Origin of the sequence: Peptoniphilus sp. SGI.035 (genome assembly GCF_050315115.1) — a bacterium.
Classification (GTDB): domain Bacteria; phylum Bacillota; class Clostridia; order Tissierellales; family Peptoniphilaceae; genus Peptoniphilus_A.
In genome coordinates, this window is record NZ_JBNPOJ010000012.1 from 1 (window position 1) to 24,461 (window position 24,461).

The 24,461-nt window shown below is 30.8% G+C and carries 21 protein-coding genes; 1 reads left to right on the top strand and 20 read right to left on the bottom strand.

Features of this window, described 5'->3' with window-relative positions:
- Positions 1–35: 35 nt before the first annotated feature.
- The 15 genes from ACQRC6_RS06590 to ACQRC6_RS06660 all read right to left on the bottom strand — a co-directional run bounded on the left by ACQRC6_RS06590 (position 36) and on the right by ACQRC6_RS06660 (position 19,684).
- Positions 36–1,187 (bottom strand): ABC transporter permease subunit, encoded by a 1,152-nt coding sequence (locus ACQRC6_RS06590; protein WP_427848259.1) that lies wholly within the window; start codon positions 1,185–1,187, stop codon positions 36–38.
- Complete coding sequence (locus tag ACQRC6_RS06595) at positions 1,180–2,256, bottom strand: ABC transporter permease subunit (protein WP_427848260.1); 1,077 nt, start codon at positions 2,254–2,256, stop codon at positions 1,180–1,182. Before ACQRC6_RS06595 ends, ACQRC6_RS06590 begins: the two co-directional genes overlap by 8 nt.
- Positions 2,249–3,844: a sugar ABC transporter ATP-binding protein gene (locus tag ACQRC6_RS06600; protein ID WP_427848292.1), complete on the bottom strand. Its 1,596-nt coding sequence runs from the start codon at positions 3,842–3,844 to the stop codon at positions 2,249–2,251. The genes ACQRC6_RS06595 and ACQRC6_RS06600 overlap by 8 nt, the downstream gene beginning before the upstream one ends.
- 78 nt (positions 3,845–3,922) lie before the next feature.
- Entirely contained in the window at positions 3,923–5,275 is a 1,353-nt protein-coding gene (locus ACQRC6_RS06605) for a DUF3798 domain-containing protein (RefSeq protein ID WP_427848261.1), read from the bottom strand.
- A gap of 666 nt (positions 5,276–5,941) precedes the next feature.
- Positions 5,942–6,616: a YoaK family protein gene (locus ACQRC6_RS06610; protein WP_427848262.1), complete on the bottom strand. Its 675-nt coding sequence runs from the start codon at positions 6,614–6,616 to the stop codon at positions 5,942–5,944.
- Between the two features lie 102 nt (positions 6,617–6,718).
- Positions 6,719–7,963 carry a phosphoribosylamine--glycine ligase gene (gene purD / locus ACQRC6_RS06615; RefSeq protein WP_427848263.1) on the bottom strand — a complete coding sequence of 415 codons (1,245 nt, stop codon included), beginning with the start codon at positions 7,961–7,963 and terminating at the stop codon, positions 6,719–6,721.
- Positions 7,964–7,971: 8 nt separating this feature from the next.
- Positions 7,972–9,483 (bottom strand): bifunctional phosphoribosylaminoimidazolecarboxamide formyltransferase/IMP cyclohydrolase, encoded by a 1,512-nt coding sequence (purH, locus tag ACQRC6_RS06620; RefSeq protein WP_427848264.1) that lies wholly within the window; start codon positions 9,481–9,483, stop codon positions 7,972–7,974.
- 1 nt (position 9,484) lies between these two features.
- Positions 9,485–10,087, bottom strand: coding sequence for a phosphoribosylglycinamide formyltransferase (gene purN, locus ACQRC6_RS06625; RefSeq protein ID WP_320850501.1), 603 nt, complete (start codon positions 10,085–10,087; stop codon positions 9,485–9,487).
- Positions 10,071–11,102, bottom strand: a complete 1,032-nt coding sequence (purM, locus tag ACQRC6_RS06630) for a phosphoribosylformylglycinamidine cyclo-ligase (protein WP_427848265.1) — start codon at positions 11,100–11,102, stop codon at positions 10,071–10,073. The genes purN and purM overlap by 17 nt, the downstream gene beginning before the upstream one ends.
- Before the next feature lie 11 nt (positions 11,103–11,113).
- Positions 11,114–11,590, bottom strand: coding sequence for a 5-(carboxyamino)imidazole ribonucleotide mutase (gene purE / locus ACQRC6_RS06635; protein WP_169967949.1), 477 nt, complete (start codon positions 11,588–11,590; stop codon positions 11,114–11,116).
- Positions 11,591–11,598: 8 nt separating this feature from the next.
- The gene (locus ACQRC6_RS06640; RefSeq protein WP_075659047.1) at positions 11,599–12,279 is read right to left on the bottom strand and encodes a phosphoribosylaminoimidazolesuccinocarboxamide synthase; all 681 of its coding nucleotides are present in this window, start codon (positions 12,277–12,279) and stop codon (positions 11,599–11,601) included.
- 504 nt (positions 12,280–12,783) lie between these two features.
- The gene (ppk1, locus tag ACQRC6_RS06645; RefSeq protein WP_427848266.1) at positions 12,784–14,928 is read right to left on the bottom strand and encodes a polyphosphate kinase 1; all 2,145 of its coding nucleotides are present in this window, start codon (positions 14,926–14,928) and stop codon (positions 12,784–12,786) included.
- The gene (locus ACQRC6_RS06650; RefSeq protein WP_427848267.1) at positions 14,906–15,823 is read right to left on the bottom strand and encodes a phosphatase; all 918 of its coding nucleotides are present in this window, start codon (positions 15,821–15,823) and stop codon (positions 14,906–14,908) included. The genes ppk1 and ACQRC6_RS06650 overlap by 23 nt, the downstream gene beginning before the upstream one ends.
- A 178-nt stretch (positions 15,824–16,001) precedes the next feature.
- On the bottom strand, positions 16,002–16,781 hold the full coding sequence (locus tag ACQRC6_RS06655) for an inositol monophosphatase family protein (protein ID WP_427848268.1): 780 nt from the start codon (positions 16,779–16,781) through the stop codon (positions 16,002–16,004).
- An 11-nt stretch (positions 16,782–16,792) separates the two neighbouring features.
- Positions 16,793–19,684, bottom strand: coding sequence for an insulinase family protein (locus ACQRC6_RS06660; RefSeq protein WP_427848269.1), 2,892 nt, complete (start codon positions 19,682–19,684; stop codon positions 16,793–16,795).
- A gap of 107 nt (positions 19,685–19,791) precedes the next feature.
- Here ACQRC6_RS06660 and ACQRC6_RS06665 point away from each other — a divergent pair, with 107 nt between their 5' ends.
- Positions 19,792–21,309, top strand: a complete 1,518-nt coding sequence (locus ACQRC6_RS06665) for an oleate hydratase (RefSeq protein WP_427848270.1) — start codon at positions 19,792–19,794, stop codon at positions 21,307–21,309.
- 65 nt (positions 21,310–21,374) lie between these two features.
- Here ACQRC6_RS06665 and tsaD read toward each other — a convergent pair whose 3' ends face one another.
- From tsaD to ACQRC6_RS06690, 5 genes are read right to left on the bottom strand one after another with little or no spacing between them, the layout of a single operon-like run.
- Entirely contained in the window at positions 21,375–22,373 is a 999-nt protein-coding gene (gene tsaD / locus ACQRC6_RS06670) for a tRNA (adenosine(37)-N6)-threonylcarbamoyltransferase complex transferase subunit TsaD (protein WP_427848271.1), read from the bottom strand.
- Positions 22,374–22,377: 4 nt separating this feature from the next.
- On the bottom strand, positions 22,378–22,812 hold the full coding sequence (gene rimI / locus ACQRC6_RS06675) for a ribosomal protein S18-alanine N-acetyltransferase (RefSeq protein WP_075659054.1): 435 nt from the start codon (positions 22,810–22,812) through the stop codon (positions 22,378–22,380).
- Complete coding sequence (gene tsaB / locus ACQRC6_RS06680) at positions 22,784–23,458, bottom strand: tRNA (adenosine(37)-N6)-threonylcarbamoyltransferase complex dimerization subunit type 1 TsaB (protein ID WP_427848272.1); 675 nt, start codon at positions 23,456–23,458, stop codon at positions 22,784–22,786. The genes rimI and tsaB overlap by 29 nt, the downstream gene beginning before the upstream one ends.
- A complete protein-coding gene (tsaE, locus tag ACQRC6_RS06685) occupies positions 23,439–23,897 on the bottom strand; it encodes a tRNA (adenosine(37)-N6)-threonylcarbamoyltransferase complex ATPase subunit type 1 TsaE (RefSeq protein WP_427848273.1) in 459 nt (152 codons plus the stop codon). Before tsaE ends, tsaB begins: the two co-directional genes overlap by 20 nt.
- The gene (locus tag ACQRC6_RS06690) at positions 23,881–24,414 is read right to left on the bottom strand and encodes a nitroreductase family protein (protein WP_427848274.1); all 534 of its coding nucleotides are present in this window, start codon (positions 24,412–24,414) and stop codon (positions 23,881–23,883) included. The genes tsaE and ACQRC6_RS06690 overlap by 17 nt, the downstream gene beginning before the upstream one ends.
- Positions 24,415–24,461: the final 47 nt, after the last annotated feature.

Consider the following 24,461-nt stretch of genomic DNA (forward strand, 5'->3'; position numbering starts at 1 on the left):
GTAATTTTTAATATTAATTTTACTTACTTTTAAAATTAATTTGATGAAGTTTCATTATTTTTATTTCCATTAATTCTATCTTCTCGCATCTTTAACCTATTAGCTTCAAGTTCTCTCTTCCTTTCGAAAGCATGAAGAATAAGTGCAAGAGTTACAACACCGTAGGATATAAATGTTCTAAAGTATTCACCCATCATAGCATCTCCAGTTAAAACTCTTCCTGCTTGTGGAAGAACTATAAACATTAAGTGGAATAAGGCAGTACCTAAAATAACATTTGGTATTGATGCCTTAGATACAGATGCACCACCTACAAGAATTGATGCTGCTGCATAAAGTGCTGCTTGATCTTGACCTGCATAAGTTGCAAGAGTTCCAATATTTTGAAGATAAATAATTTGTCCATAGCAAGCAAGAACAGTGGACATAACTATTGATGCGATTCTAATTTTGTCAGAATTCATTCCTGCATTTGAAGAAACAAATTGATCTTGACCTACTGCTTTCATGTCATGACCAAGTTTAGTATTTCTAAACCAAACTATGAATAGACAAAGTAAAGCGATGATTACAATTGTAACTACTGGTACATCAAACAATATTTGATGTCTTGCAGTAATAGGAATATTTATTCTAAATTTTAAAATATTGTCAAAACCTTGTGCAGATGCTAGTGTAATAGAGTTCTTAATACCATAACCAGCTGAAAGCACCATAGCCCTTGTTCTCATTGGAATTAAAGTTCCACAGAAATACAATAGGAAAAGCATATACCAACCTAGTATAAAGAATGCAAGCATCATTGATGTTATCATTTCTCTTCCTCTTGCTCTATTTAAAACTCTTCCAGAAAATTGTCCAAGCAAAACTGCAATAGGTGTGCCAATAACAGCCGCTATTATAAGTCCAGTAGCTCCATTGAAGCCCCAATCCTGTGCAAAAATAATTCCAATTTGTCCAGCCATTGCTCCTAGTGGAATACCAAAGTTGATACCCATACCAGCAATAATCGGTATTATAAGTGACAATACTAGGAATGTATTCCTTACCATTCTCTTTGAAAGTTCATTTGTAATATAAGAAAGAGGTGGTTTAGCAATAATAAGACCTGCCACAACTATTATAATGAACAAAATAGGAACCATAAATCTGTATAAAAATTCTTTTAGATTAAATTTCTTATTCATCTTTACTCCTCCTTGTTAGTGCGTAAATTATCATTCCATTTGTTATTATCATTCTTAGTATTTCTGAAATGTCTATATTTAATGCACCATTTATTACAGTAGGAGTAAGTGTAATTACACCCTGAAATAAAAATGTACCAATTATTACATTTGGAATTGATGCTTTGTTAATACTTGCGCCACCTATTAATAATGCCGCTACTGTTTGAAAAGTAAAAGCAAGTGGTGCTTGATAAAGTTGTATAAAACCATAGGATTGTTGGTAAATAACAATACCTACTGCTGCAATTACTGTTGAAAGAATTACAGATACAAGTCTGACTCTGTTAATATTAATTCCAGCAGCCCTTGCATATTCTGAGTTAGAACCTACTGCTGTCATAGCTGTACCAGTTTTTGTCTTGAAAAATGCCCATACAATAAATGCCATAAATGCAAATAGTAAAAACATTCCAACTGGTATTCTAACACCAAATAAATTTATGCTTAGAAAATTATTTAGAACACCTTCAGTTACTTTTGTGCCGTCTTCTAACATTTTTGATTTCATCCAATAATCAGCTACGGGAATTTGTTGAGATAGTCCCTTTCCTCCATAACTTAGGACAGAAACAGGATTCTTATAAGGAAGAATTAAATAAGCAATGCACATAAAAGCTGTAAATGAATATCCAACATAAGTTGCTATAAGCATTTCATCGCCCTTAATTCTATTTAAAAGTAATCCGTAGAAAAATCCAAATACAACTGCAATTAAGGCAGCAATAACCATTGCAATAAAAATACCTGTAAAACTTTTAAAACCAAATTCAATAGATGTTACTCCTCCAAGTATACCTGCTACAATCCCAATAGGAATACCAAAGTTAAGTCCACAACCAGATTGTACCATTGGTACAAGTGATAAAACTAAAACAGAAAACATACCAAATCTTGAAAGAACATTTTCTATTGAGTCCACAAGAGAAACACCAGCCATTGGAGCTGCGATAAAAAGTATTAATAAGAAAACTCCAATAATAAGTCGTGGAATTCCAATTTTATGAATTAAACTTTTCTTTTTAGTCATTTACTGCCTCCACTTCTCCACTCATTAGAAGTCCAAATTTTGACGGATCAGATTTTGCTGGAAGTATACCTGCGATTTTTCCTTCGCAAATTACAGCAATTCTATCACAAATACTTCTAAGTTCTTCCAGTTCTGATGAAACCATTACAATAGTAGTGTTATCTTTTTCATTACTTTCTGTAAGAGCATCAAGAACAAGTTCCTTTGCACCAATGTCAATACCTCTCGTAGGTTCTGATACAAATAATAAATCAGGTTCCATTGCAAAAGCCTTGGCAAGACAAATTTTCTGTTGGTTTCCACCAGATAAATTTCCCGCCTTCTGATCTGCACCAGTAGTTTTTATGTGAAGAGATTCAATATACTCATTTGAAAGTTCTCTCATTTTAGCTTCATCTCTAAATTTAAATCCAAAAACTTTTTTTATGAATTTTTCTTGTACTTGCATAGCATTAAAAGCTATGTTCCAAAAAATTGGCTCTTCTAATAAAAGACCTACGCCTCTTCTATCCTCAGAAACAAAGGCAATTTTATTCTTCAAAATATCTAAAGTATTTCCTAATTTTAATTCCTTGCCATTATAAATTATCTTGCCACCAACTGGATAAGTCCCTAAAATTCCATTTGGAATACCAAGTTTACCTTGACCAGCAAGACCAGCAATACCTAAAATTTCTCCTCTAATAACAGACAGACTTACATCGTAAACAGCTTCGCCAGGCATATCAACCCACAAATGCTCGATTTCAAGAATGTGGTCATTTTCATCTAACTTTTTTTCCACTTTCTCTACATCAATTTTTTTACTGTTATCATCTCTACCAACCATCCATTTAGCAATTTGCTCAATAGATAAATTTTCATTCTTTCTGTCTTCAATTATTTCACCATCTCTTAGCACAACTACTTGATCACATACATTTATGATTTCACGAAGTCTATGAGTGATGAAAATTATAGATATGCCAAGATCTGCAAGAGTTCTAAGTGAACCTATAAGGTTATTAGCCTCACTTTCAGTGAGAACAGCAGTTGGCTCGTCCATAATTATTAATTTAACATCTTTTCTAGTCATTTCTCTTGCAATTTCAATAAATTGCTTATGACCAACAGGCATTTCAGAAACAAGCGCAGTTGTATCAATGCTCACTTCCAAAGTGTCAAGAGACTTGCCTGCTATTTTAATATTTTCCTTAGCATCTATACTCTCTAGTTTTTTACCAAAAATTTTAGAAATCACAGAGGAATTTGTCTTCTCCATATCGAGAGTAATATTTTCTGCAACTGTAAATCCAGGGATTAAACTAAATTCTTGATGTACCATACCTATACCTGCTTTTAAAGCGTCAATTGGGTTTTTAAAGTCAATTAATTTTCCGTCAAAATAAATTTCGCCGTTATAACCGCCCGTATCTTTAATAACTTCCATACCGAAAATTATATTCATAAGAGTTGACTTGCCAGCACCATTTTCTCCAACAAGTCCTAAAATTTCTCCCTTATTAAGAGTAAAATTTACATCCTTTAAGACGGCATTTTCGCCAAAACTCTTGCTGACATTCTTGACTTCAAGTAAACTGCTTGTCAACAAAATCCCTCCATCTTCTTAGTAATAAAAATTAAAATCAACGGAAACCCGTTGACTTTAATTTCTTTTATAAAATAATTATTTAGCTTGTCCTTCAGCTTTTTCTTGAGCAGCTTTAATAGCATCTAAATCAACATTAAGATTCAAATACTTTTCAGGAACTTTAACTTTATCCATTCCTAGATAACCTCTACCATATACATAAGTGTCTTGAGATAATAAGAAGTGATTTTCCTTAGTTTCTCCAGAAGCTCTATCTATATAATTTTCAGCCATCCAATGAGCACCTTCAGTATATTTTTGGATAGAATTAACAATTTGTTCCTTGTTAAGAAGTTCGCCTTGTCCCTTTAGAACATCTATTACATGATCAAGAGAACCAAGAGTAAGTGAATAACCTAATGAATAAGCCCAAGTACCCATTCTCTTGTCGCCACCTTTTGCAATAACAGCTTTTTCAACAGCAGCATTAATTGCTTTCCAATCACCAGCCATGTCCTTAATATCAACAGAGAAAGCTTTTGGATAACCCATAATTGGAGATGGTAAATCTTGTTCTACAAAGATTGCTCCACCAGCTGCAACACCTCTAAGAAGTGGTTCAGTGTGTGCATCATTTGTACAGAAGAAAGCAGTGTCTTTGCCGTATTTGTCAATCCAAGGTTGGATATTTTCAGCTATATATTGTTGTGCTCCTGGAATACCAATATCAGTTGTAGGGTCAGGTGCATTTAATGAAATAAATTCAAGTCCTAAATCCTTACAAGCTTCTTCCATGATTGCTCTTCTAAGAGCTAAAAGCTCAATAGACATATGTCTTGGGAATGTGATGTGAGCAAATTTTTTAGCTCCCATTTCTTTAGCAGCAGCTATAATTCTGTAACCTCTAGATACATTATCAGCATCCATTACAAGGTCAGCTGCTTTTTCTACCATTACTGTATCTTCTTGAGCAACTAAGTTTACAAGAATGATATCAGGTCTTTTTTCTCTAATTTGATTAAATGCTGCAACAGTTCCTGGAACTGATTGATTTACTATTACAGCTTTCATTAGAGGGTCATCTGCCATTGCTACAATTTTAGAAATTGTAGTTTCTTGTTCAGCTTCAAATCTATCAGGATAAGTGTCGTGTTTAATAACTCCACCCTTATCAGCAGAACCATAAAGTTCAATTGCCTTTTGAGCAGCACGGAACTCATCTTCACCTTGTGATACTGTACCTGTTATAATTCCAATATGAAAATCTTCGCCATCTTTAAGAGTTTCAAATTTTGCCTTTTGACCAGCATCAGCAGTAGTAGTTGTTGAAGCAGCTTCTCCACTATCTGCTTTTTTAGCTCCATTATCTACTTTTTGACAAGCAGTAAAAGCTAAAACTGATAACATTAATATCATAATACCCATAAACCTTTTAAATTTTACATTCATTTTTTACACCTCTTCTAATTTATTTAATATTGGTTTATAAATTAAAGAGATTTTATCACATTAAATAGCAAAGGTCAATAGAATTCTCATTATATGTACATATAAACGAATTTTTAAAATACAAAATTTTTGTCTAATATTTACACAAAGTAAAATTTTAGTTTTATATATTCCCTTAATTTAATTTTAGGTCAAACTTCAAATCTTAAAGGATTTATTAAAACTTTTAAAATCTATAATTATATAAATAAAGACTATTAATAAATTAAATAATAAAAGATAAAAAATAATTCTTTTTCTACATTTCCCTTTACACCGATAAATTAATACAAAATAAAAAGCCTGAGAAAACTATCCTCAGACCTTGCCATAACATAAATTTTTGATTTCTCATTAAGAATAAAAAGTAATAAGTGTTTTTTCTAATTGTTTTTAAAAATTTTAGTATAACATTTTTATAATATTACATTTACCAACTATGAAGCATTTTATCTTTATTATCTTTACACTACATTAGTCAATTTTTTTATCAATATATTTTTTATAGGATATAATTATACATTGAATTACAAAAAATTTATGTTTTGTAAAACTTTATTATTTATAATAATTTTTAAAGATATTTGCTTTGAAATAAACAAAATTTAATTTGAAGTAAAAGTTTTATTAACCTCTATCCTCAAAAAATAAAATTATAAAAGAAATAGCGAGGCATATTGCTGCGACAATTATTGACTTTAATCGAAAATAATCAGATGCAATATTTCCTAAAGCTGCACCCATGCCAAAGATAAAAATCACAGTGTAATATTTTTTAGAATTTTCTAAATATTTTCTATCCTTTGTTATATGATACTTAGATAGATTTTCCGTTGCGCTCCTAAGGTTTCCTATGCACATAGTTGTTGCAAAATTAAGCCCATAAATTTTTTTAAAAGCATAAACTTGCATTGCACATGAAAAAGATAGAAGGGCATTTGCAAGATTATTTAAATTTTCAGGAACAATTGAAACAATAATCATAATAATTATTTCAAAAGCAACTATGTATTGACGCCAATGTAGTCTTCTCTTCTCAATGGCATCTTCAAATCTTACTGCAATATATATTCCAAAGGTAAAGGCAATAATTGGTATTAAATAAGAAATTGATGCTTTAAAATTTAATTCAACAATGTTTTTGAATAAAAGTACAATATTACCCGTTTGTGCATTTGCAAAGACTTTTCCCCTCATTAAATAAGAGTAGGCGTCTTGAAACCCGCCAGCTAGCGTTATAAAAACTAAAACTAAAAAGGTTTCGTGTAAATTTTCATAGGTTTTTATTTTCAAATTAATCACCTCTTATAGTTTAATACAAAATTAAATTTCTGCAAATAAAAAGAGATGAGAATTTTTACTCACCTCTTCTTAAAATTCAATACTATTTTTAAAGTAGGAAAATTATTTTATTCCAATATCTTTTCTAAAATAAACACCATCAAATTTTATTTTATAGACATTTGCATAGGCTTTTTCACGAGCTTCTTTTAAATCTTTTCCAAGAGCTGTAACCGATAATACCCTTCCTCCATTTGTGTAAAGGGAGTCAGTCTTTTTAGTTCCATTGTGGAAAACCATTATATCTTCGTCCACATTATCAAGTCCACAAATTTCTTTGCTTTTTTCATAGGAACCAGGATAGCCTTTTGAACACAATATAACCGTTAAACAAGTCTCATCTTTCCACTTGATGTCTTCCTTTTTTAATTTTCCATCAATTGTTTTATTTAGAATTTCAAATAGATCTGCGTCAAGTCTTGGCATTAAAACTTCTGTCTCAGGATCGCCAAAACGAACATTAAATTCTAAGATTTTTGGCTTATCATTTTCAATCATAAATCCTATAAATAAAACTCCAGAGTAATTTAATTTTTCTGACTCAAGGCCATCTTCAATTTGTCTATAAATTTTTTCAAGATTTTTTTCTAGTTCGGGGCTTACAGCGACTGGAGAATAAGTCCCAACTCCACCAGTATTTGGACCTTTATTGTCATCGTAAATTTGCTTGTGGTCCTTTGCCCTTTCTAGTGGAAATAATTTATTATTTGAAACTAAACATAGTACAGATGCTTCTTCTCCAGTTAAAAATTCTTCTATTACAACTGTGCTTCCTTCATCTCCAAAAATTTTATCCTTGAAGATTTTTTCAAGAGCATCTTTTGCTTCAGATTCGTCATGACAAATCATTACACCCTTTCCTAGACAAAGTCCATCGGCTTTTACAACTAGTGGATAGTTAAATTCTGCAATTCCCTTTATTGCGCCTTCATAATTTTCAAAACTTTTATATTTTGCAGTTGGAATAGAATATTTTTCCAAAAACTTTTTTGTAAATTCTTTTGATTTTTCAAATCTTGCACATTCTTTATTTGGACCGAAAATTCTAAGACCCTTTTCATTAAAGGCATCTACAATTCCCATGCAAAGTGGATCTTCTGGTCCAACTACTGTTAAATCAATCTTTTTATCTTCTGCAAATTTTAAAAGTCCATTAATATCCTTTGGGTCAATGTCGAGATTTTTTGCAAAATTTTCTGTGCCTCCATTTCCCCTTGCCATGTAAATTTCATCAACGCTTTTGCTTTTTTTTAATTTCCATGCAAGAGCGTGCTCTCTACCGCCATTTCCAATTACAAGTACCTTCATTAGTCCTCCTAGTGTCTGAAATGTCTTATATTTGTAAAGACAAGACAAATACCATTTTCATTTGCATAATCAATTACTTCTTGATCCTTTACAGATCCACCTGGCTGTACTATTACATTAATGCCAGCCTTGTCCAAAAGTTCAATTGTATCTCTAAAGAAAAATCCATCAGATGCAAGAACAGCTCCCTTTGCTTTTTCTCCTGCTCTGTCAATTGCTTCTTCAACTGCCCAAGATCTCTTTGTTTCACCTTGACCTAGTGCAAGAGTACCGCCGTTCTTTGCAATTACAACTGAATTTGAGAAAGTCATCTTGCAACAAGTAAAGGCAAATTTCAACTCTTCTAATTCTTTTTCATTTGGCTTCCTATCTGATACAAAGGAAAGTTTTTCTTCATCCCAAACTATATCGTCAGAATCTTGAATTATAATGCCATTTAAAACTTGTTTAAATCTTTTTCCACCATCATATAGTCTTTCAAACTCTGGTATTTCAATAAGTCTAATATTTTTCTTTTTTGTTAAAATTTCAAAAGCTTCTTTAGAAAAACTTGGTGCAACAACAATTTCAAGGAATATTTTTGATAAATGCTCAGCAGTTTTTTCGTCTACCTCTCTATTAAGTGCAATTATTCCTCCAAAAATTGATTCATCGTCGCATTCATAAGCTTTTACAAAAGCTTCTTCAAGAGTTTCACCAGTACCAATTCCACATGGATCAGTGTGTTTAATGGCAACAGCTGCTGGTTTTTCAAAATTTATAACTGCATTAATTGCAGAATACATATCATTTAAGTTATTGTAGGAAATTTGTTTTCCATGAAGAACATTATAAGAAATTCTATCTGGAGTATAACTATCCTCATAGAAAGCAGCCTTTTGATGAGGATTTTCACCATATCTTAACTCTTCAGAAAGTTCATAACTCTTATTTAAGTATTTTGGAAATTCTTCAGGCAATCTTTTCAAAAAATAATTAGAAATAACAGTATCATAATGTGCAGTGTAGCTAAAGGCTTTTTTGGCAAGATACTCTTTAAATTCTAAATTATCTCCATCTAAATTATTAAGTACTTTTTCATAATCACTTGGATCAGTTACAATAAAAACATCTCTATAATTTTTTGCCGCAGCCCTAATCATAGATGGACCGCCAATATCAATATTTTCAATCATAGTATCATTATCAGCTTTTTCAAGTAACTTTTCTTCAAAGGGATATAAATTATTTACAACCATGTCGATTGTTTCAATTCCTTCATCTTTTAAAGTTTCCATGTGTTCATTTATGTCACGTCTAGCTAAGATGCCACCGTGTATTTTTGGATTTAAAGTTTTTACTCTGCCGTCTAAAATTTCTGGAAAACCTGTTACACTATCCACAGATATTACATCAATCCCTGAATCCTTTAATTTTTTAAAAGTTCCACCTGTAGAAATGATTTCCCAATTTCTATCTGCAAGCTCTCTTGCAAATTCAACAATTCCATCTTTGTTAAAAACTGAAATAAGTGCCCTCATACTAACCTCCGATTACAACTTTTCCATTAACAACTTTTAATTTATCTTCGCAAAAATACTTTACTGACTTTGGCAAAATTTCATGTTCAATCTTTAAAACTTTTGCTTGAAGTTCTTCTGGTGTTTCATCTCCAACTTCAGTAATTTTTTGCATAATAATAGGACCATCATCTGCACATTCATTTACAAAATGAGTAGTTGCACCAGTGTATTTAACACCTTTTTTTATGACGGCCTCATGAACTTTTAATCCATAATAACCCCTGCCACAAAAGGCAGGGATTAATGATGGATGAATATTTATTATTTTATTTTCATAAATTTTTGTGATTTTTTCTGGCAAGATTTTTAAATATCCTGCAAGAACAATTAAATCTATTTTATTTTCAGATAAAGTGCTTATAAGTTTTTCGTCGTCTTTAATGACAACACCCTTAATACCAGCATTTTTTGCCCTAATAAGACCATAAGCATCTTCTTTATTAGAAATGACAATTTTAACATTTCCGTTGATATAATTATTTTTCGTATTGTCAATAATGGCTTGAAGATTTGTGCCACCACCTGAAATTAAAACTGCAATATTTTTAGAAACTAAGTTCAATTTTATCTTCTCCAGAAATAATTTTTCCAAGTTCATAAAGTTTTAAGTCGCTGTTTTTAAAGAAATCAACAACTTTTTCTCTATCATCTTCTGAAACAACAAGAGTAAGTCCAACTCCCATATTAAAAGTAGAGTACATATCTTTATCCTTAATATCTGCCCACTTTTTTAGGAGCTTAAAAATTTGTGGAGTTTCAATAACAGATGCATCCACTTTAGCACAAAGTTCGTCTGGTATCATTCTTGGAATATTTTCATAAAAACCACCGCCAGTAATATGGCTCATACCCTTAATATTAACAACTTTTAATAATTCAAGAATTTCTTTTACATAAATTCTCGTTGGTTTTAAAAGTTCCTCTCCAAGAGTACATCCAAGTTCATCAATTTTTTCATTCAAATCAAAATTGCAGTGGTCAAAAATAATTTTTCTCACTAAAGAATATCCATTTGAGTGAACTCCATTAGATGAAAGTCCAAATAAAATGTCTCCCTCTTTAATGCTAGAGCCGTCAATAATTTTATCTCTATCAACAACTCCTACACAAAAACCAGCAAGGTCATATTGATCTTCTTGATAAACCCCTGGCATTTCTGCAGTTTCTCCACCAATAAGAGATGCTTGAGCTTTTATACAACCCTCAGCAACTCCCTTTACAATTTCCTCCATTTTTTCAGGTATTAATTTTCCCGTAGCAATGTAATCCAAAAAGAAAAGAGGCTTTGCACCTTGACACAAGATGTCATTTACACACATGGCAACACAGTCGATGCCAATAGTATCGTGTTTATTTAGCATATGTGCCAAAATTACCTTTGTACCAACTCCATCAGTTCCACTTACTAACACAGGATGTTTAATTTCACTTAAATCTAAATTAAAAAGACCTGAAAAACCACCAATGGATGATAAAACATCCTTAGATTGAGTTTTTGCAACAATACTTTTAATTAATTCAACTTCTCTTTGACCGGCATCAACATCTACGCCTGCGTCCTTGTAATTAATTGCCATCTCCGCTCCTTTTATCCTTCGTAAACATAATCGGTGTTTGCAATTTTTCTTGACATATCTGCTCTAAATTTTTTTAACTTTTCCTTTAAATTATCATCAGAAATAGCTAAAATTTCTGCTGCTAAAATTGCAGCATTTTCTCCGCCATTTATTGCAACAGTTGCAACAGGCACGCCACTTGGCATTTGGACAGTGGAAAGAAGTGCGTCAAGTCCATCAAGAGTTGAACTCTTTACTGGAACTCCAATAACAGGTCTTGTAGTAAGAGCTGCGATAACACCGCCAAGGTGAGCAGCCTTTCCTGCAATTGAGATGAAAACTTGACTTTCATCTTCAGCATTTTTTACATAATCTTGTAATTGATTCAAGGCTCTGTGAGCAGAAATTACTTTGGCGTCATACTCAATTCCAAACTCTATTAACTTTGCAACTATTTTATCTGCAATTTCTCTGTCGGAAATTGAACCCATTATAATTGATACTCTCATTTTATCCCTTAAATATTTAAATATTTTGAAACATCAAGTGGTTTTACATATTCGCCGTCTTTATAAGCTCTCATGTTTCCACCACTAACTTCGTCTATTAATACAATTTCATTTGAACCTTCAAGTTTACCATATTCAAATTTAATATCGTAAAGGTCAAGTCCACATTCAGCTAAAATATCTTTAACAACATTAGCAATTTTTTTATTCATTTCTACGATTTTATCATATTCTTCAGCTGTTAAAATACCTAGAATAGCAAGCCCATCTTTTGTAATTAGAGGATCGTCTCTTCCATCATCTTTTAAAGTAAACTCTGTATATTCAGGAAGGTCAGCCCCTTCTTCAATATAAAGACCATATCTTTTGTAGAAAGAACCTACAGCTTTGAATCTTGTAATAACTTCAAGACCTTTGCCAAAAACCTTTGCTCTTTTTACTTCCATTAAATTATTGTCAACATCTGCAGAAATATAGTGAGTGTCAATTCCAGCTTCGTTGATTTTTTCAAAGAAGTATTTTGTAACTTTTAAACACTCTTTACCTGCACCTTCAATACTACCAGCTACTTGGTTTCCACCAGTATCAAAAACTCCGTCAGTTCCTGTCATATCATCCTTAAATTGTAGATAACATCTTCCATTTTCTTCTAAAACATTCTTAGTTTTTCCTTGGTAAATAGTCTTCATAATTCCTCCAGTAAAATAAAATAAAGCCCAAAGAGGCAGATTTCGTAAAACCTACCCCTCTGGGCTTTTTTCCCTAAGGTGTGATACTTTAAAAAAAGTATCCGTACCGCTCGGTCCTTGGCAAAGCCCGGATCCCTAGGTACACTTTCACTCAAAATATGAGCTCTCATACAACTAGATTTTAACAATTTAAAATTTAATTGTCAATAGTTTTTCTAAACCTGTTTAAGGTATCATACCCCTTGATATAACAAATAGGATTGTCTTAATTGTAATGAAAAACTGTATATTAGATAAAAATTTTTTGTAAATATAAAGTAAAAATATTTAATAAACTATAATAAATGTGAGAATAATTTAATTTTACTGAAAAATCCCTTCCAAAAAATTTATTCAATTACTTTAATTAAAATCTCTTCTTTCCTATTATAATACCCTATCAATTTTTGCATTTTATGTAAATAATACTCCCAGAAAATCTAGGAGCATTATAAATTAAATTTCTTATTTTTTAAAAATTTTTAAAAGTTTATCAAAGAAGGACTCTTTTTTAACTTTTTCTTTTCCCTTAATTTTTTCTCTTTTTACTATAACTTCATCTGCTTTACTTCTTGCAGAAAAATTTTTTTCTTCTCCTTCCCTTACAAAATAACCTTGAGAAGAAAATTTTTCGCCACATTCTTCTATTTTTTCATACTCTCCACTGCTATTCATAAGCCTTGCGCCAACATTGTCCTTCATTTGAACTTCCAAATATTTTAAAATTCTTTCTTTTATTTCAGAATCTAAAATCGGCGTAGCTATTTCAACTCTATTTTCAGTGTTTCTTGTCATTAAATCTGCCGATGAAATATACATCATTGGGTCTTCTTTTCCAAAAACATATACTCTTGGATGCTCCAAAAATCTTCCTACAATAGATCGAATCCTTATATTCTCACTTTGATTTTTTATTCCCGGTAGTAAACAAGAAATCCCTCTAATTATTAGATCTACTTTAACTCCCTTTTGTGAGGCTTCAATAAATTTTTCAATAAAATCCTTATCAGTAAGAGAATTAAATTTACAGAGAATGTATCCATCTTCACCTTTTGCGATTTCTTTTTCCACATGGTGCATTAATCCAGTTTTTAGTGTAGTTGGCGATTGCAACAAATGCATATATTTACCATCTAAATTTCCAATAGACATATTTTTAAAAAAATCTGTTGCATCAAGTCCTATTTCAGGATTGGCAGTCATTAGTGAAAAGTCAGTGTATTGTTTTGCCGTTGATTCATTATAATTTCCTGTTCCAATTTGTGTAATGTAATTCAAATTTTCTGTCCTTGGATTTCTAAAAGTTATTAAACAAATTTTGGAGTGCATTTTGTACTTATTAAATCCATAAATAATGTTGCAACCTTCTTCGTAGAGAATATTTGCATAATTTATGTTTGACTCTTCATCAAATCTTGCCTTTAATTCTACAAAAACTGTAACTTCTTTTCCATTTTGTGCAGCTTCAGTCAAATATCTTACTACTTTTGAATTTTTTGCAAGTCTGTAAATTGTAATTTTTATAGATTTACAATCGGGATCATTGGCTGCTTCCTTTAAAAGACTTAGAAAAGTATCCATACTATCATAAGGATAAGATAAAATTCTATCCTTATGTCTTACATCCTCTATAATGCTTTTGCTAAAGTCTGCTGGATTATATTGAATTAGATCTTTATATAAGAGTTTACTTTTAATTGCCTTTGGAATATCCTTAATTAAATCAAAAACATATTGCATATTAAGAGGTGAATCTATTGGGAAATACGCATCCTCTGTCAATTCATTTTTTTCAAGCAAAAAACTAAGAGATTGTTTAGAAAGTTTTCCTTGAGATTCAAGCCTTACAACATTTAATCTCTTCCTCTTTTTAAGTATGCTCTTCATGTATTCTCTGTAATCGTCAAACTCTTCCCAAGTATCTCTGTCATCAACAAAGTCTGTATTTCTAGTAACCTTAATAATGTTTTTTGACAAAATTTTATATTCTTTAAAAATTTGATTGATTTGATTTAAAATGATTTCTTCTATTAAAATATATTCAAAATTTTCTCCAGGAAGAATTAAATATTTTGGATAGGTGTTTCTAATAGGAACTATTCCAAATACTTTTTCCTTACCCTTTTCAAGATTGGCAAAGGCATATAATTTTGTATTTTCTAAAAAAGGAAAGGGATGATTAATATCAACAATTTGAGGCGAAACCAATTGGTCAATTCTCTTAATATAAAAATCTTCCACAAAACTTTTTTGTTCTAAATCTAAATCGCTGTATTTTAACTCTCTTATATTTGATCTTTCTAAGTTTTCACTAACCTTTTTAAAGATTTCGTCTTTTTCTCTATACATTGCTGGCAAGGTTTTTAAAATCGCATTAATTTGTTCTCCTGCATTCATGCCAGTTTTATTATCTTTGACTTCTTTTTTAATTGCTGAAAGATCGTGGAGCGAGCCAACTCTTACCATAAAAAATTCATCTAAATTTGAAACAAAAATACTTACAAACTTTAATTTTTCAAGATCTGGTACGCTATCTTCCGTTGCTTCCAATAGCACTCTTTCGTTAAATCTAAGCCATGACAGCTCTCTATTTTGAAAATAAGATTTCATTGTTACCTTCCAATACTTTATAAATTAAATAACCTTCTCTGAGACCATTGCCAGAGACTTCTATTTCATTGATTCCTAGCTTTTCCATTACAGTTTTTAAAATAATTACTCCAGGAATTAGTGTGTGAATTCTCGCAGGATTTATTCTAATAATTGACCTAATGGTATCAGTTTCTCCGTCTTTAATAAGATCTACAAGTTTGTAAATATCTTTAATAGTGAAATGATTTTCGCCATTAGACCATAAATCTGAAATAACTTTTCCCGTAGTTCTTATTGTTCCACCAATTCCAATTAGCCTATTTGCCTTAGTAGAAAAATGTGAAGAATTAATCTCACGAATAACTGATTTTTCAATGGCACGAATTTCACTTTTCTTCGGCAAAACTTTTGACACATTTTCTCTAAATAGAAGAAGAGACCCCGTACTTAAATTGATAAATTCTTTGGGACCATTTTTTTCAAAATAAACAATTTCTGTACTGGCCCCTCCAATATCTATTGTAATTCCCCTATCTGCTTCAATCTCACTCCTTACGCCAACATTGCCAAGGAAAGCTTCATCAACTTGTTCTAAAACATCAATATTGATGTCAAGATCTCTTTTAACTTTTTCAATCACCTTTTCAGTATTGCCCAAATTCCTAAGAGAAGCTGTTGCAAAGGGCGAAAAAGTGTCAACATTTAGTTCCCTTACAATATTTTTTATACTGGCAAGAGTCTTTATAAGCTTTTTTATTCCCTTGCCAGAAAGCTCTCCATCGTGAACATAAGTAATAAGCCCAGCCGTGTATTTTTTGTTTAATACTTTTTTAAAATTTTTAACATTACCTTCAACATCAAAAATAATTAGTCTAATTGTGTTTGATCCTATATCTACTATTGCGTGTCTCATAAATCTCCTCTTTTTAATTTTAAACTTCAATTGTAAAATTTTTGTAAAATACTTTTTTATAATATGTAATATTCCTTAGTTTAATTATAACTACTTTTCTTTAAATTAAAAGGTTAAAGAAAAAACACGGCATCACACCGTGTTTATAAATAATAATAGTTTTGTAAGTGTATTTTTATTAATATACGAATCTCCTAAGTTCCTCTACAATATTTTTATTTCCGCAAATTATTCCGCCAAATCTTTCGCATCCAACTTCTTCGCCATGAATATTTATGACTAATCCACCTGCTTCTCTTACTATTAAAGTTCCTGCGGCGTAATCCCAAAGATTTAATCCGTCATCTATAAAGGCATCATACCTCCCACAAGAAGCATAACACATTTCAAGTGCAGCAGAGCCTATGTGTCTAATTCCATTTGTATTGTTGTAAATAAATCTTAGCATTTCAAAAGTTTCATCAGCACGGCCAACCCTTCCTCCGCCAGTTCCTGAACCGATTAAAGCCTCGGAAAAATTTTTACAATCAGAAGTTTTTATTTCACTTCCATTTAATTTTGCACCTTCACCTTTTATTGCAGAGAAAAATTCATCTCTAAAGGGGTCGTAAATCGCTCCAATTATAATTTGTGAATTTTCTAAAAGTGCAAGACTTATTACTGAATGATTAAACTCGTGAACTAAATTAGTTGTTCCGTCAACTGGGTCTAAAACCCAAGTATATTCTTTTATTTCAGATTTTGATTTGTCCTTTTCCTCTGCCAAGAGGTTTGAACCTTCTATTAATTTTAAAAGATTTTTTTCTAAAAATTCTTGTACTTTAAAATCAACTTCAGTTACATAATCATTTCTACCCTTCATCTCAAAATTATTCTTTGGGTCAAGTTCAAAGAAAATTTTTGAGGCATCCTTCATTAACTTTTCAATTTTTATTAATATTTCATGATAATTTATCATAAAACCTCCAACTATTTAATGGACTTAATTTCCTTAAATAGATCTGCACTATCTCTAATTATGCTTTCACTGCCAAAAACTGCGAGATAATTTTTTTTCATAGCTTCATCAAATACTTTGCCATAGGAATTTAATTTTTCAATATTAGTTTTTAAAGCTTCTCTTTTAGACTTTTCCAAATCTTCTATTGTAAGTCCTGTTATAAATCTTGATAAATTTATATCTCCAATTTGCTCTGGTGAAAGAAGTGGGTCAAAGGCATTCATTGAACCAATTATAAAATCTTTTAAGTCTTCGTCTGACATCTTTAAATTTTCGACAAAATTTCCAATGGCATCGTAAACTTTTACTGTATTTCTCAAATTTGGATCTCTGTAAGAATAAGTTGCCATTTCACCATTTCGTCCAATATTAATTCCTGCACCATAGGCTCCACCCTTTGCCCTAATTTCGTTGTGTAGGTAGGATGAATTTAAAATATTTGCAAGAACTGTAAGATCCCCTGAATATTTTATGCCAAGCTTTTCAAGGTCGTAGCCCTTTGATGCGTAAATAACATTTGAAGTTGTGTAAAGTCCTTCATTTTTATTTTCACATTTAAAATCATAGTCGTTAAATTTAATATTTTCTACTTTTAATTTGTCTATATAAACTTTTAAATCAGCTTTAATCTTGTTTAAGTCAGAAATATTTCCCACAGTAGAAATTATTAAATTATCTCTTGCAAATAATTTTTCATAAACTGCCTCTGAATCTTTTTCAAATTCTTCCCATCTATCTTCAAAGTTCTCTGCTAAATCTCTCATAAAATTGTAATAATCTAAGCCGCCTATATGAGATTGAATCTCTGCAACTTTTGAGTAATAGGATTTTAAGATTGAAATTATAAATTGATGTCCATTTTGTAACATCGTGGATTCAATTCTTGATTTTAAAATATTTAAAAGTTCTTTAATTCTCTTCTTTGAATTAAGCATAGAATTGTAAATAATTTCATCTACAATCTCTAGCCCTCTTTTTACATTCTCTGCTGTGGATTTCATCTTCACATTCATTCTAAGAGAATATTTTTCCTTGTCTTTTGAATCGACATAAACTGTTGGATTAAATGTTATGCCACCAGTTGCCTTGTAAATTTCATTATTTAATTCTTCGTAGGAATAGTTCTTGGTATCAATAAGTCCAATTATCGAAAGAAGTAAAGACATTGTTTCAATTTCTTCCCTTTTTATAAAGGAAATGTCATGTGAAATGGTAGTGTAAACTATTCCATTTGTCTCTTGATTTGATTTTAAATAAATTACATCATCAATTTTGTCCTCTTCAGGTTTATAATCTGTAACTTTCTCATCTATATCAGAAAGTTCAAGAGATGGAATTGTTTTTTTTGCTTCAAGTGAGTCTTCTTCGCTTTGATACTTTTCAAGTTCAATGCTCTTTCTTATAACTTCTTCTCTCTCTTCATTAGACATTTTTTCCTTTATTGTTTGAAGATTTTCCCTTAATTCTTTTTCCTCTCTGTCATTTTTATTTAGTTCAGGTCTTGCAACTAAATTTACAGAATAAACATTATCTAATAATTTTTCTTTTATATAATTTTCTACAAAATTATCATTTAGTTTTTCTTTTACTTCATTTAATACATCGTTATAATATAGAGCATCCAGTGGAGATTGATCATATAGCCAAGAATTAAGAGCTCTAATATAATATATTATCGCCTTTTGTGTGCCGCCACCTTCTCTAAAAATAAATTCAAATTTATTTAAAGTCGCTTCCAAAAGATCTCTATCAATTCCATTTTCCACTAAATCCTTTAGTGTATTTTTTAAGATTTCTAAAAATTCATCTTTTCTATCTGCATCTGTATTTTTTAAGACTATTGATAAATCAAGTGGAAAAGAAGATGAAGTTTCTGAATAGACATCTTCAGCAAGTCCTGCTTCAAAAATCGCCTTTTTAATTGGTGCAGCTTGAGCGTCTATTAAAAGTTCCGCCAAAAAATCACGCATAAATACATCTAACTTAGAATCTGCGTAACCAATAGTCCAACCCTTTGAAAGGTAATCAATTTTCTCCTTCATTTCCTCCTTAGATGCAGAAAATGTTATTTCTACATCCTTAGTTTCTTTCAATTCATCATTTAAAATAATTTCTGAATTAATCTCCTCTTTATCAAAGTCAGCTAAATAATTTTTATCAATGAAGTCCAGTGCCTCTTCCATATTTTGATTTCCATAGAGATAAATGTAAGAATTTGATGGATGATAATACTTTTTATGATAATTTTTAAATTCTTCATAGCTTAATGTAGGAATGAGTTTTGGATCTCCACCTGAATCTACACCATAGCTTGAATTTTCGTGAAGAGCAAAAACCATGGCATCAGACACAATATTTTCTGAAGAGGAATAAACTCCCTTCATCTCGTTGTAGACAACTCCATTGTATTTTAGTTCATCATCCTTGTTTTTTAAATCGTAATGCCAACCCTCTTGAAGAAATATTTTTTCTTCTTCGTATATGCTTGGATAAAAAACTGCATCTAAATATACATCCATTAAATTGTAAAAATCTTTTTTGTTTCTGCTTGATACAGGATAAATTGTTTTATCTGGAAAAGTCATAGCATTTAAAAAAGTTTGTAACGATGACTTGATTAAATCCATAAAGGGTTCTTTAGTTTTAAATTTTCTTGAGCCAGAAAGTACGCAGTGCTCAACTATATGACATACCCCATTCCCCTTTTCAGGTGGCGTTCTAAAACCAATGCCAAAGGCTTTGTTCTCGTCATTATTTTCAAGAGTAAGTACCCTTGCTCCAGTTTTTATATGAGAATAGACTTTGCAATTTGATGCAACTTCGTCTATATATTTTTCTTCAATTAATTTATAATTTTTCACGTTAATCCCTCCATTTGTTATTATACTTGTAATAAAACAATTTAACAAATTAGAATTAATAAATTAATGATTGTTAAAATTGGGTAAACTTAAACTGAGGTGAGATTATGTCAAAAAAAGATGACATTAAAAAATTAGCAATTGCAGCTGCAACAATTTCTGCTGCTATTTTTGCTGCAAAAAAAGTCTCCGATGATGAAGTGAAAATTCTCATGCCAAATCGTGACGAAAACTCAAAAGCTTACTTACTTGGCGATGGTTTTGGCAATTTAGCCCTAGCTTACGCTCTTATTAATCACGCAAATCTAAATCCTCTTAATATAAATATTTACACAAAGCACTTTAATGAATTTATAAAAATAAATGAAGGCGAAAATAATTACGAAACCTTTGACAATAGATTTTCAGAATTTAATTTTAAAAATACCTTAGAAATGCTAAAAAATATTTTAAATGAAGATGAAGTAAATAATATTTTAAAAAAAATGGAAAAAAAGGAAAAACCAATTATTTTAGGTTTGTCTTTGAATCAATTTTTAAAAGTAAATAATGTAGACGAAAATAGCAAAAGAAAATTATATAAACTACTACTATCTCCCATTGATTTTGACGATAAAAGTTCCATTGAAAAATACTTTTTGTTCTCTGACTTTTTAGATTCAAATTTATTTTATTATTTAGCAAGCATCTACAATTTAAAGGCAACTTCTCCCGTATCTGAATTAAGGGAAGCTATAATTGATTATATTGGTTCAGAAAATTATTTTGACTTAAATTCAGATAAAATTCACAAAATTATTAAGGATTATTTAAAAAAACTTGGCGTTAATTTTTATGAAGATTATAAATTTATAGACTTTAATTCAACTGATAATTATGTAGATAAGCTCACTTTTGAAAAAAATGAACAAATAGATGAAGTTTACACTGATTTAAAGGACATTATTTCCATTGAATCGCCAACATATTTATCAAATTTGGCACTTGGAAATACTACTAATATCCCTGAAAAAATTTTAAATACTTACTTTTCAAAGGATAATTATTCTTCTCAAAATATTTACAAAGAAATCGAAGGAAAGACTACTGACTCATCGATCCTCTATGTGAATTTAGAATTTTCTGACGACTCCTTTATAAATAAATTAAAGAAAAATTTGCAAGATAGCGACTTCTTTATTTTCAAAGTAAAGTCTGGTATCTCTGCAAAAATAATTGGAAATAGAGTGATTTTAAAAGTTTTAAATCCCAATAAAAACTCTATTTTTGTTGGAAATGTCTTTAATGCATTAAATGGCGAGGACTTTTTCTTTGAGCTTATTAAGTTGTTTAATTTGGAAGAAAAATATGCCGATCTTAGATTTAATCTTAAAAATGTAAGTATTTCAGTTTTTGAAAACTACAAAAAAATTCCTGGTGAAAGTTATAATAGAAGTGTAAATAAAATTTGTAATTTGTTTTTCATTTCTTCAAAAAATTCTGACTTTGGAGAACTTTATTCAATAGAAAAATTAGTGCAACAGGGCATAAAAAATGCCCACGACATAATGGGCATTGACCACTTAGAAGTTTTTGAAAAGGACCTTTCTAAGATTGAAATTTTAAAATTTATTAATAACCTATAAAAGTGCAGAAATGCACTTTTATATTGCAAACTTTTATAATGGCTCTTGCAAATGCTCAATCAAAATTATTTTAACCCTAAATTAGGATTTGCAAAATTGTTTTCATCAACTTTGCCTGCAATGTACTCGTAATATGCAGCTGAGGCAATCATTGCTGCGTTATCTGTGCAAAGTTTTAAATCTGGATAAAATATTTTTATATTTTCAGATTTGCCCCTTTCTTCAAAAGCTTCTCTAATTCTTGAATTTGCAGAAACTCCTCCGCAAAGAACAATTTTATCCATCTTAGTTTCTCTAGCAAGTCTAAAGGACTTTTCAATTAAAACATCAACTATTGCCTCTTGAAAGGACTTACAAACATCTTCTACAACTATTTTTTCTCCTCGAAGTTTTGCACTATTTAAATAATTTAAAACAGCAGTTTTAAGCCCGCTAAAAGAGAAATTATAATTGTCTTCCTTTATCATTACCCTTGGAAATTCAATTGTTTCCTTTCCCTTTTTTGCAAGAGAATCAATAACTGGACCTCCTGGATAAGCTAACCCTAAAGACCTTGCAACCTTATCAAAGGCTTCTCCCACTGCATCGTCCACAGTTCTGCCATGAAGTGTGAAATCCACATAATCCTTTACTTCGATTAAATAAGTGTGTCCACCAGAGATTATTAATCCAACAAAGGGTGGCTCCAATTCTTTAAAGGAAATATAATTTGCACACACGTGGCCAACTATATGATTCACACCGACAAAGGGCTTGCCTGTAGAAAGTGCAAGAGCTTTTCCCGCACTAAGTCCAACTAAAAGTGCACCAATAAGTCCTGGTCCCTTTGTTGCTGCTATAATATCTATGTCTGATAATTTTACTCCTGCTTCCTCAAGACCTTCCTTTAAAACTGTGTTAATAGCTTCAACATGTTGTCTTGATGCAATTTCAGGCACAACTCCGCCAAATTTTTTGTGAGTATCAATTTGGGATGCAATTACATTAGAGTAAACTTTGCGGCCATCTTCCACGACGGCCACTGAAGTTTCATCACATGAGGATTCTACTGCCAAAATTTTCATCTCATCACTCCCTCCACATTATATAAGCATCTCTGTCAATGCCATAATAATCATTTCTTTTTCCTAAGATTTTAAAATTATATTTTCTGTATAAATTAAATGCAATTTTATTTTTTTCTTCAACTTCTAAAGTAATCTTTAGTTTCTTTTCATCTGCCATCTTTGTCAAAAAATCAAAGAGGTCGAGAGAAATTTTTTGCCCACGAAATTCACTTTTTACAGCTACATTTGCAATGTGTATCTCGTCAAATACTATCATATAACTAATATAACCTGCGATTTTTCTATCTACTTCAGTAATTATGATATCCTGCAAATCATCTTTTACAATTGCATTTTCTATGGAATTTTTTGACCATGGAAACTCAAAGTTTTCTACTTCGATTTCATAAATTGCATCTACATCCTTTTTATTTGCTATTCTCGTGATTTTTTTCATATTGTGCTTCTGCCTGAGAAATTTTTAAATAATTGGGCACTAAATTAAATGCGTCCATTGGACCATTTTTTTCGTAATCAAGTAAGCCAAGCTTTGCAATATTTGCTCCCCTCATATTTTTATTTTTTGAGAGCTTTCCTCCCTTAATTTTTTCAATAAATTTATCGCCGTCAAGACCTGAAATTGTAATTTCTTCGTATTTATTTAATTCACCTTTAAATTTTTCAAAAGAAAGAATTTCATCTTCAAATAAAATTTCTGGTTTTTCTTCATTTTTTATTATTGATGCATAGACATTTCCTCGTCTCGCATCCACAATAGTTGCAACAATTCCATAATCAGACATTCCATTTGCAACAAGAGAAGAAACTCCAATTACATCTTTATCTAAAGCAAAGGCCATTACCTTGGCAATAGTTATTCCTATTCGTAGTCCCGTAAAGGATCCAGGCCCAATTCCCACCGCAATTAAATCAATATCATCTAATGTAAATTCAAATTTTCTAAAAATTTCTTCAATCATATCTGTAACAGATTCTGAATGAGCAATTCTACCCGCTAAATTATAATCGCATAATACTTCATTATCTTCAATTAATCCAATTGCAGTTGTCTTTGTAGAAGTATCAATTCCCAAAACTTTCATCTAATTTCTCCTTCAGCTTTTCAAATCTACTGCCAATAAAGTTAATTTCAAGCTTTCTTTTATCTTCTTTTGATGAAATATTTATCTCAATGTATTCTTCTGGAAGGGCATCTTTAATTTTCTCAGCCCATTCAACAACTGTAACTCCCTCAGAATAAAAATATTCATCGAAGCCAAGATAATCCATATCTACTTTATCGTCCAATCTATAAGTGTCTATATGATATAGATTAACCTTTCCATAATATTCATTTACTATTGTAAAAGTAGGGCTAGTTACATAATCCTCTATGCCAAGTCCAAGGGCAATACTTTTTGTGAGAGTAGTCTTTCCCGCTCCCAAATCACCATTTAAACAAAGAACATCTCCTGGATTCAAATTTTCGCCCAAAAATTTCCCAAATCTTTCCGTTTCTTCTAAATTATTTAACTTTATCATTTAGATCCTCAAATACAACTTCTTTATATTCAAAGGGAACTTTTTCTGACTTTTCTTCTGCTGGATGACCAATTCCAATTACACGCTCAACATCAAATTTATCCTCTAAGCCAAAAAATTCACGCAAAAATTTTTGTGCAGTAATTCCACTTTCGTGCTTTGCATCAACAACATTTGCCCAAGTTGCCCCTAAATCTAAATCAGCTGCAGCAAGCAAAATAAAAGTTGCAGCAATAGATGCATCTTGATGATTTGTATTTGGTGCAATTTCACTATCTGTTAAAACAGCAATGGCAACATTGGCGCCACTTAAAAAGGCTGCACCATTTTTTTTATAATGAGAAAGCTCTTCAAGTCTTTTTTTATCTCTAATAATTATATATCTAACTGAATTTCTATGTTTTGCCGTCGGAGCGTGCAGTGCAATATTTAAAATTTCTCTTAAATCTTTTTCAGAAACCTCTTCGTCAGTAAATTTTCTTATACTTCTTCTCTTTTCAACTAATTCTAAAAGCATTTTATCACCTCAAAATATTATAACATATGTTAAATTCTAATTTTAAT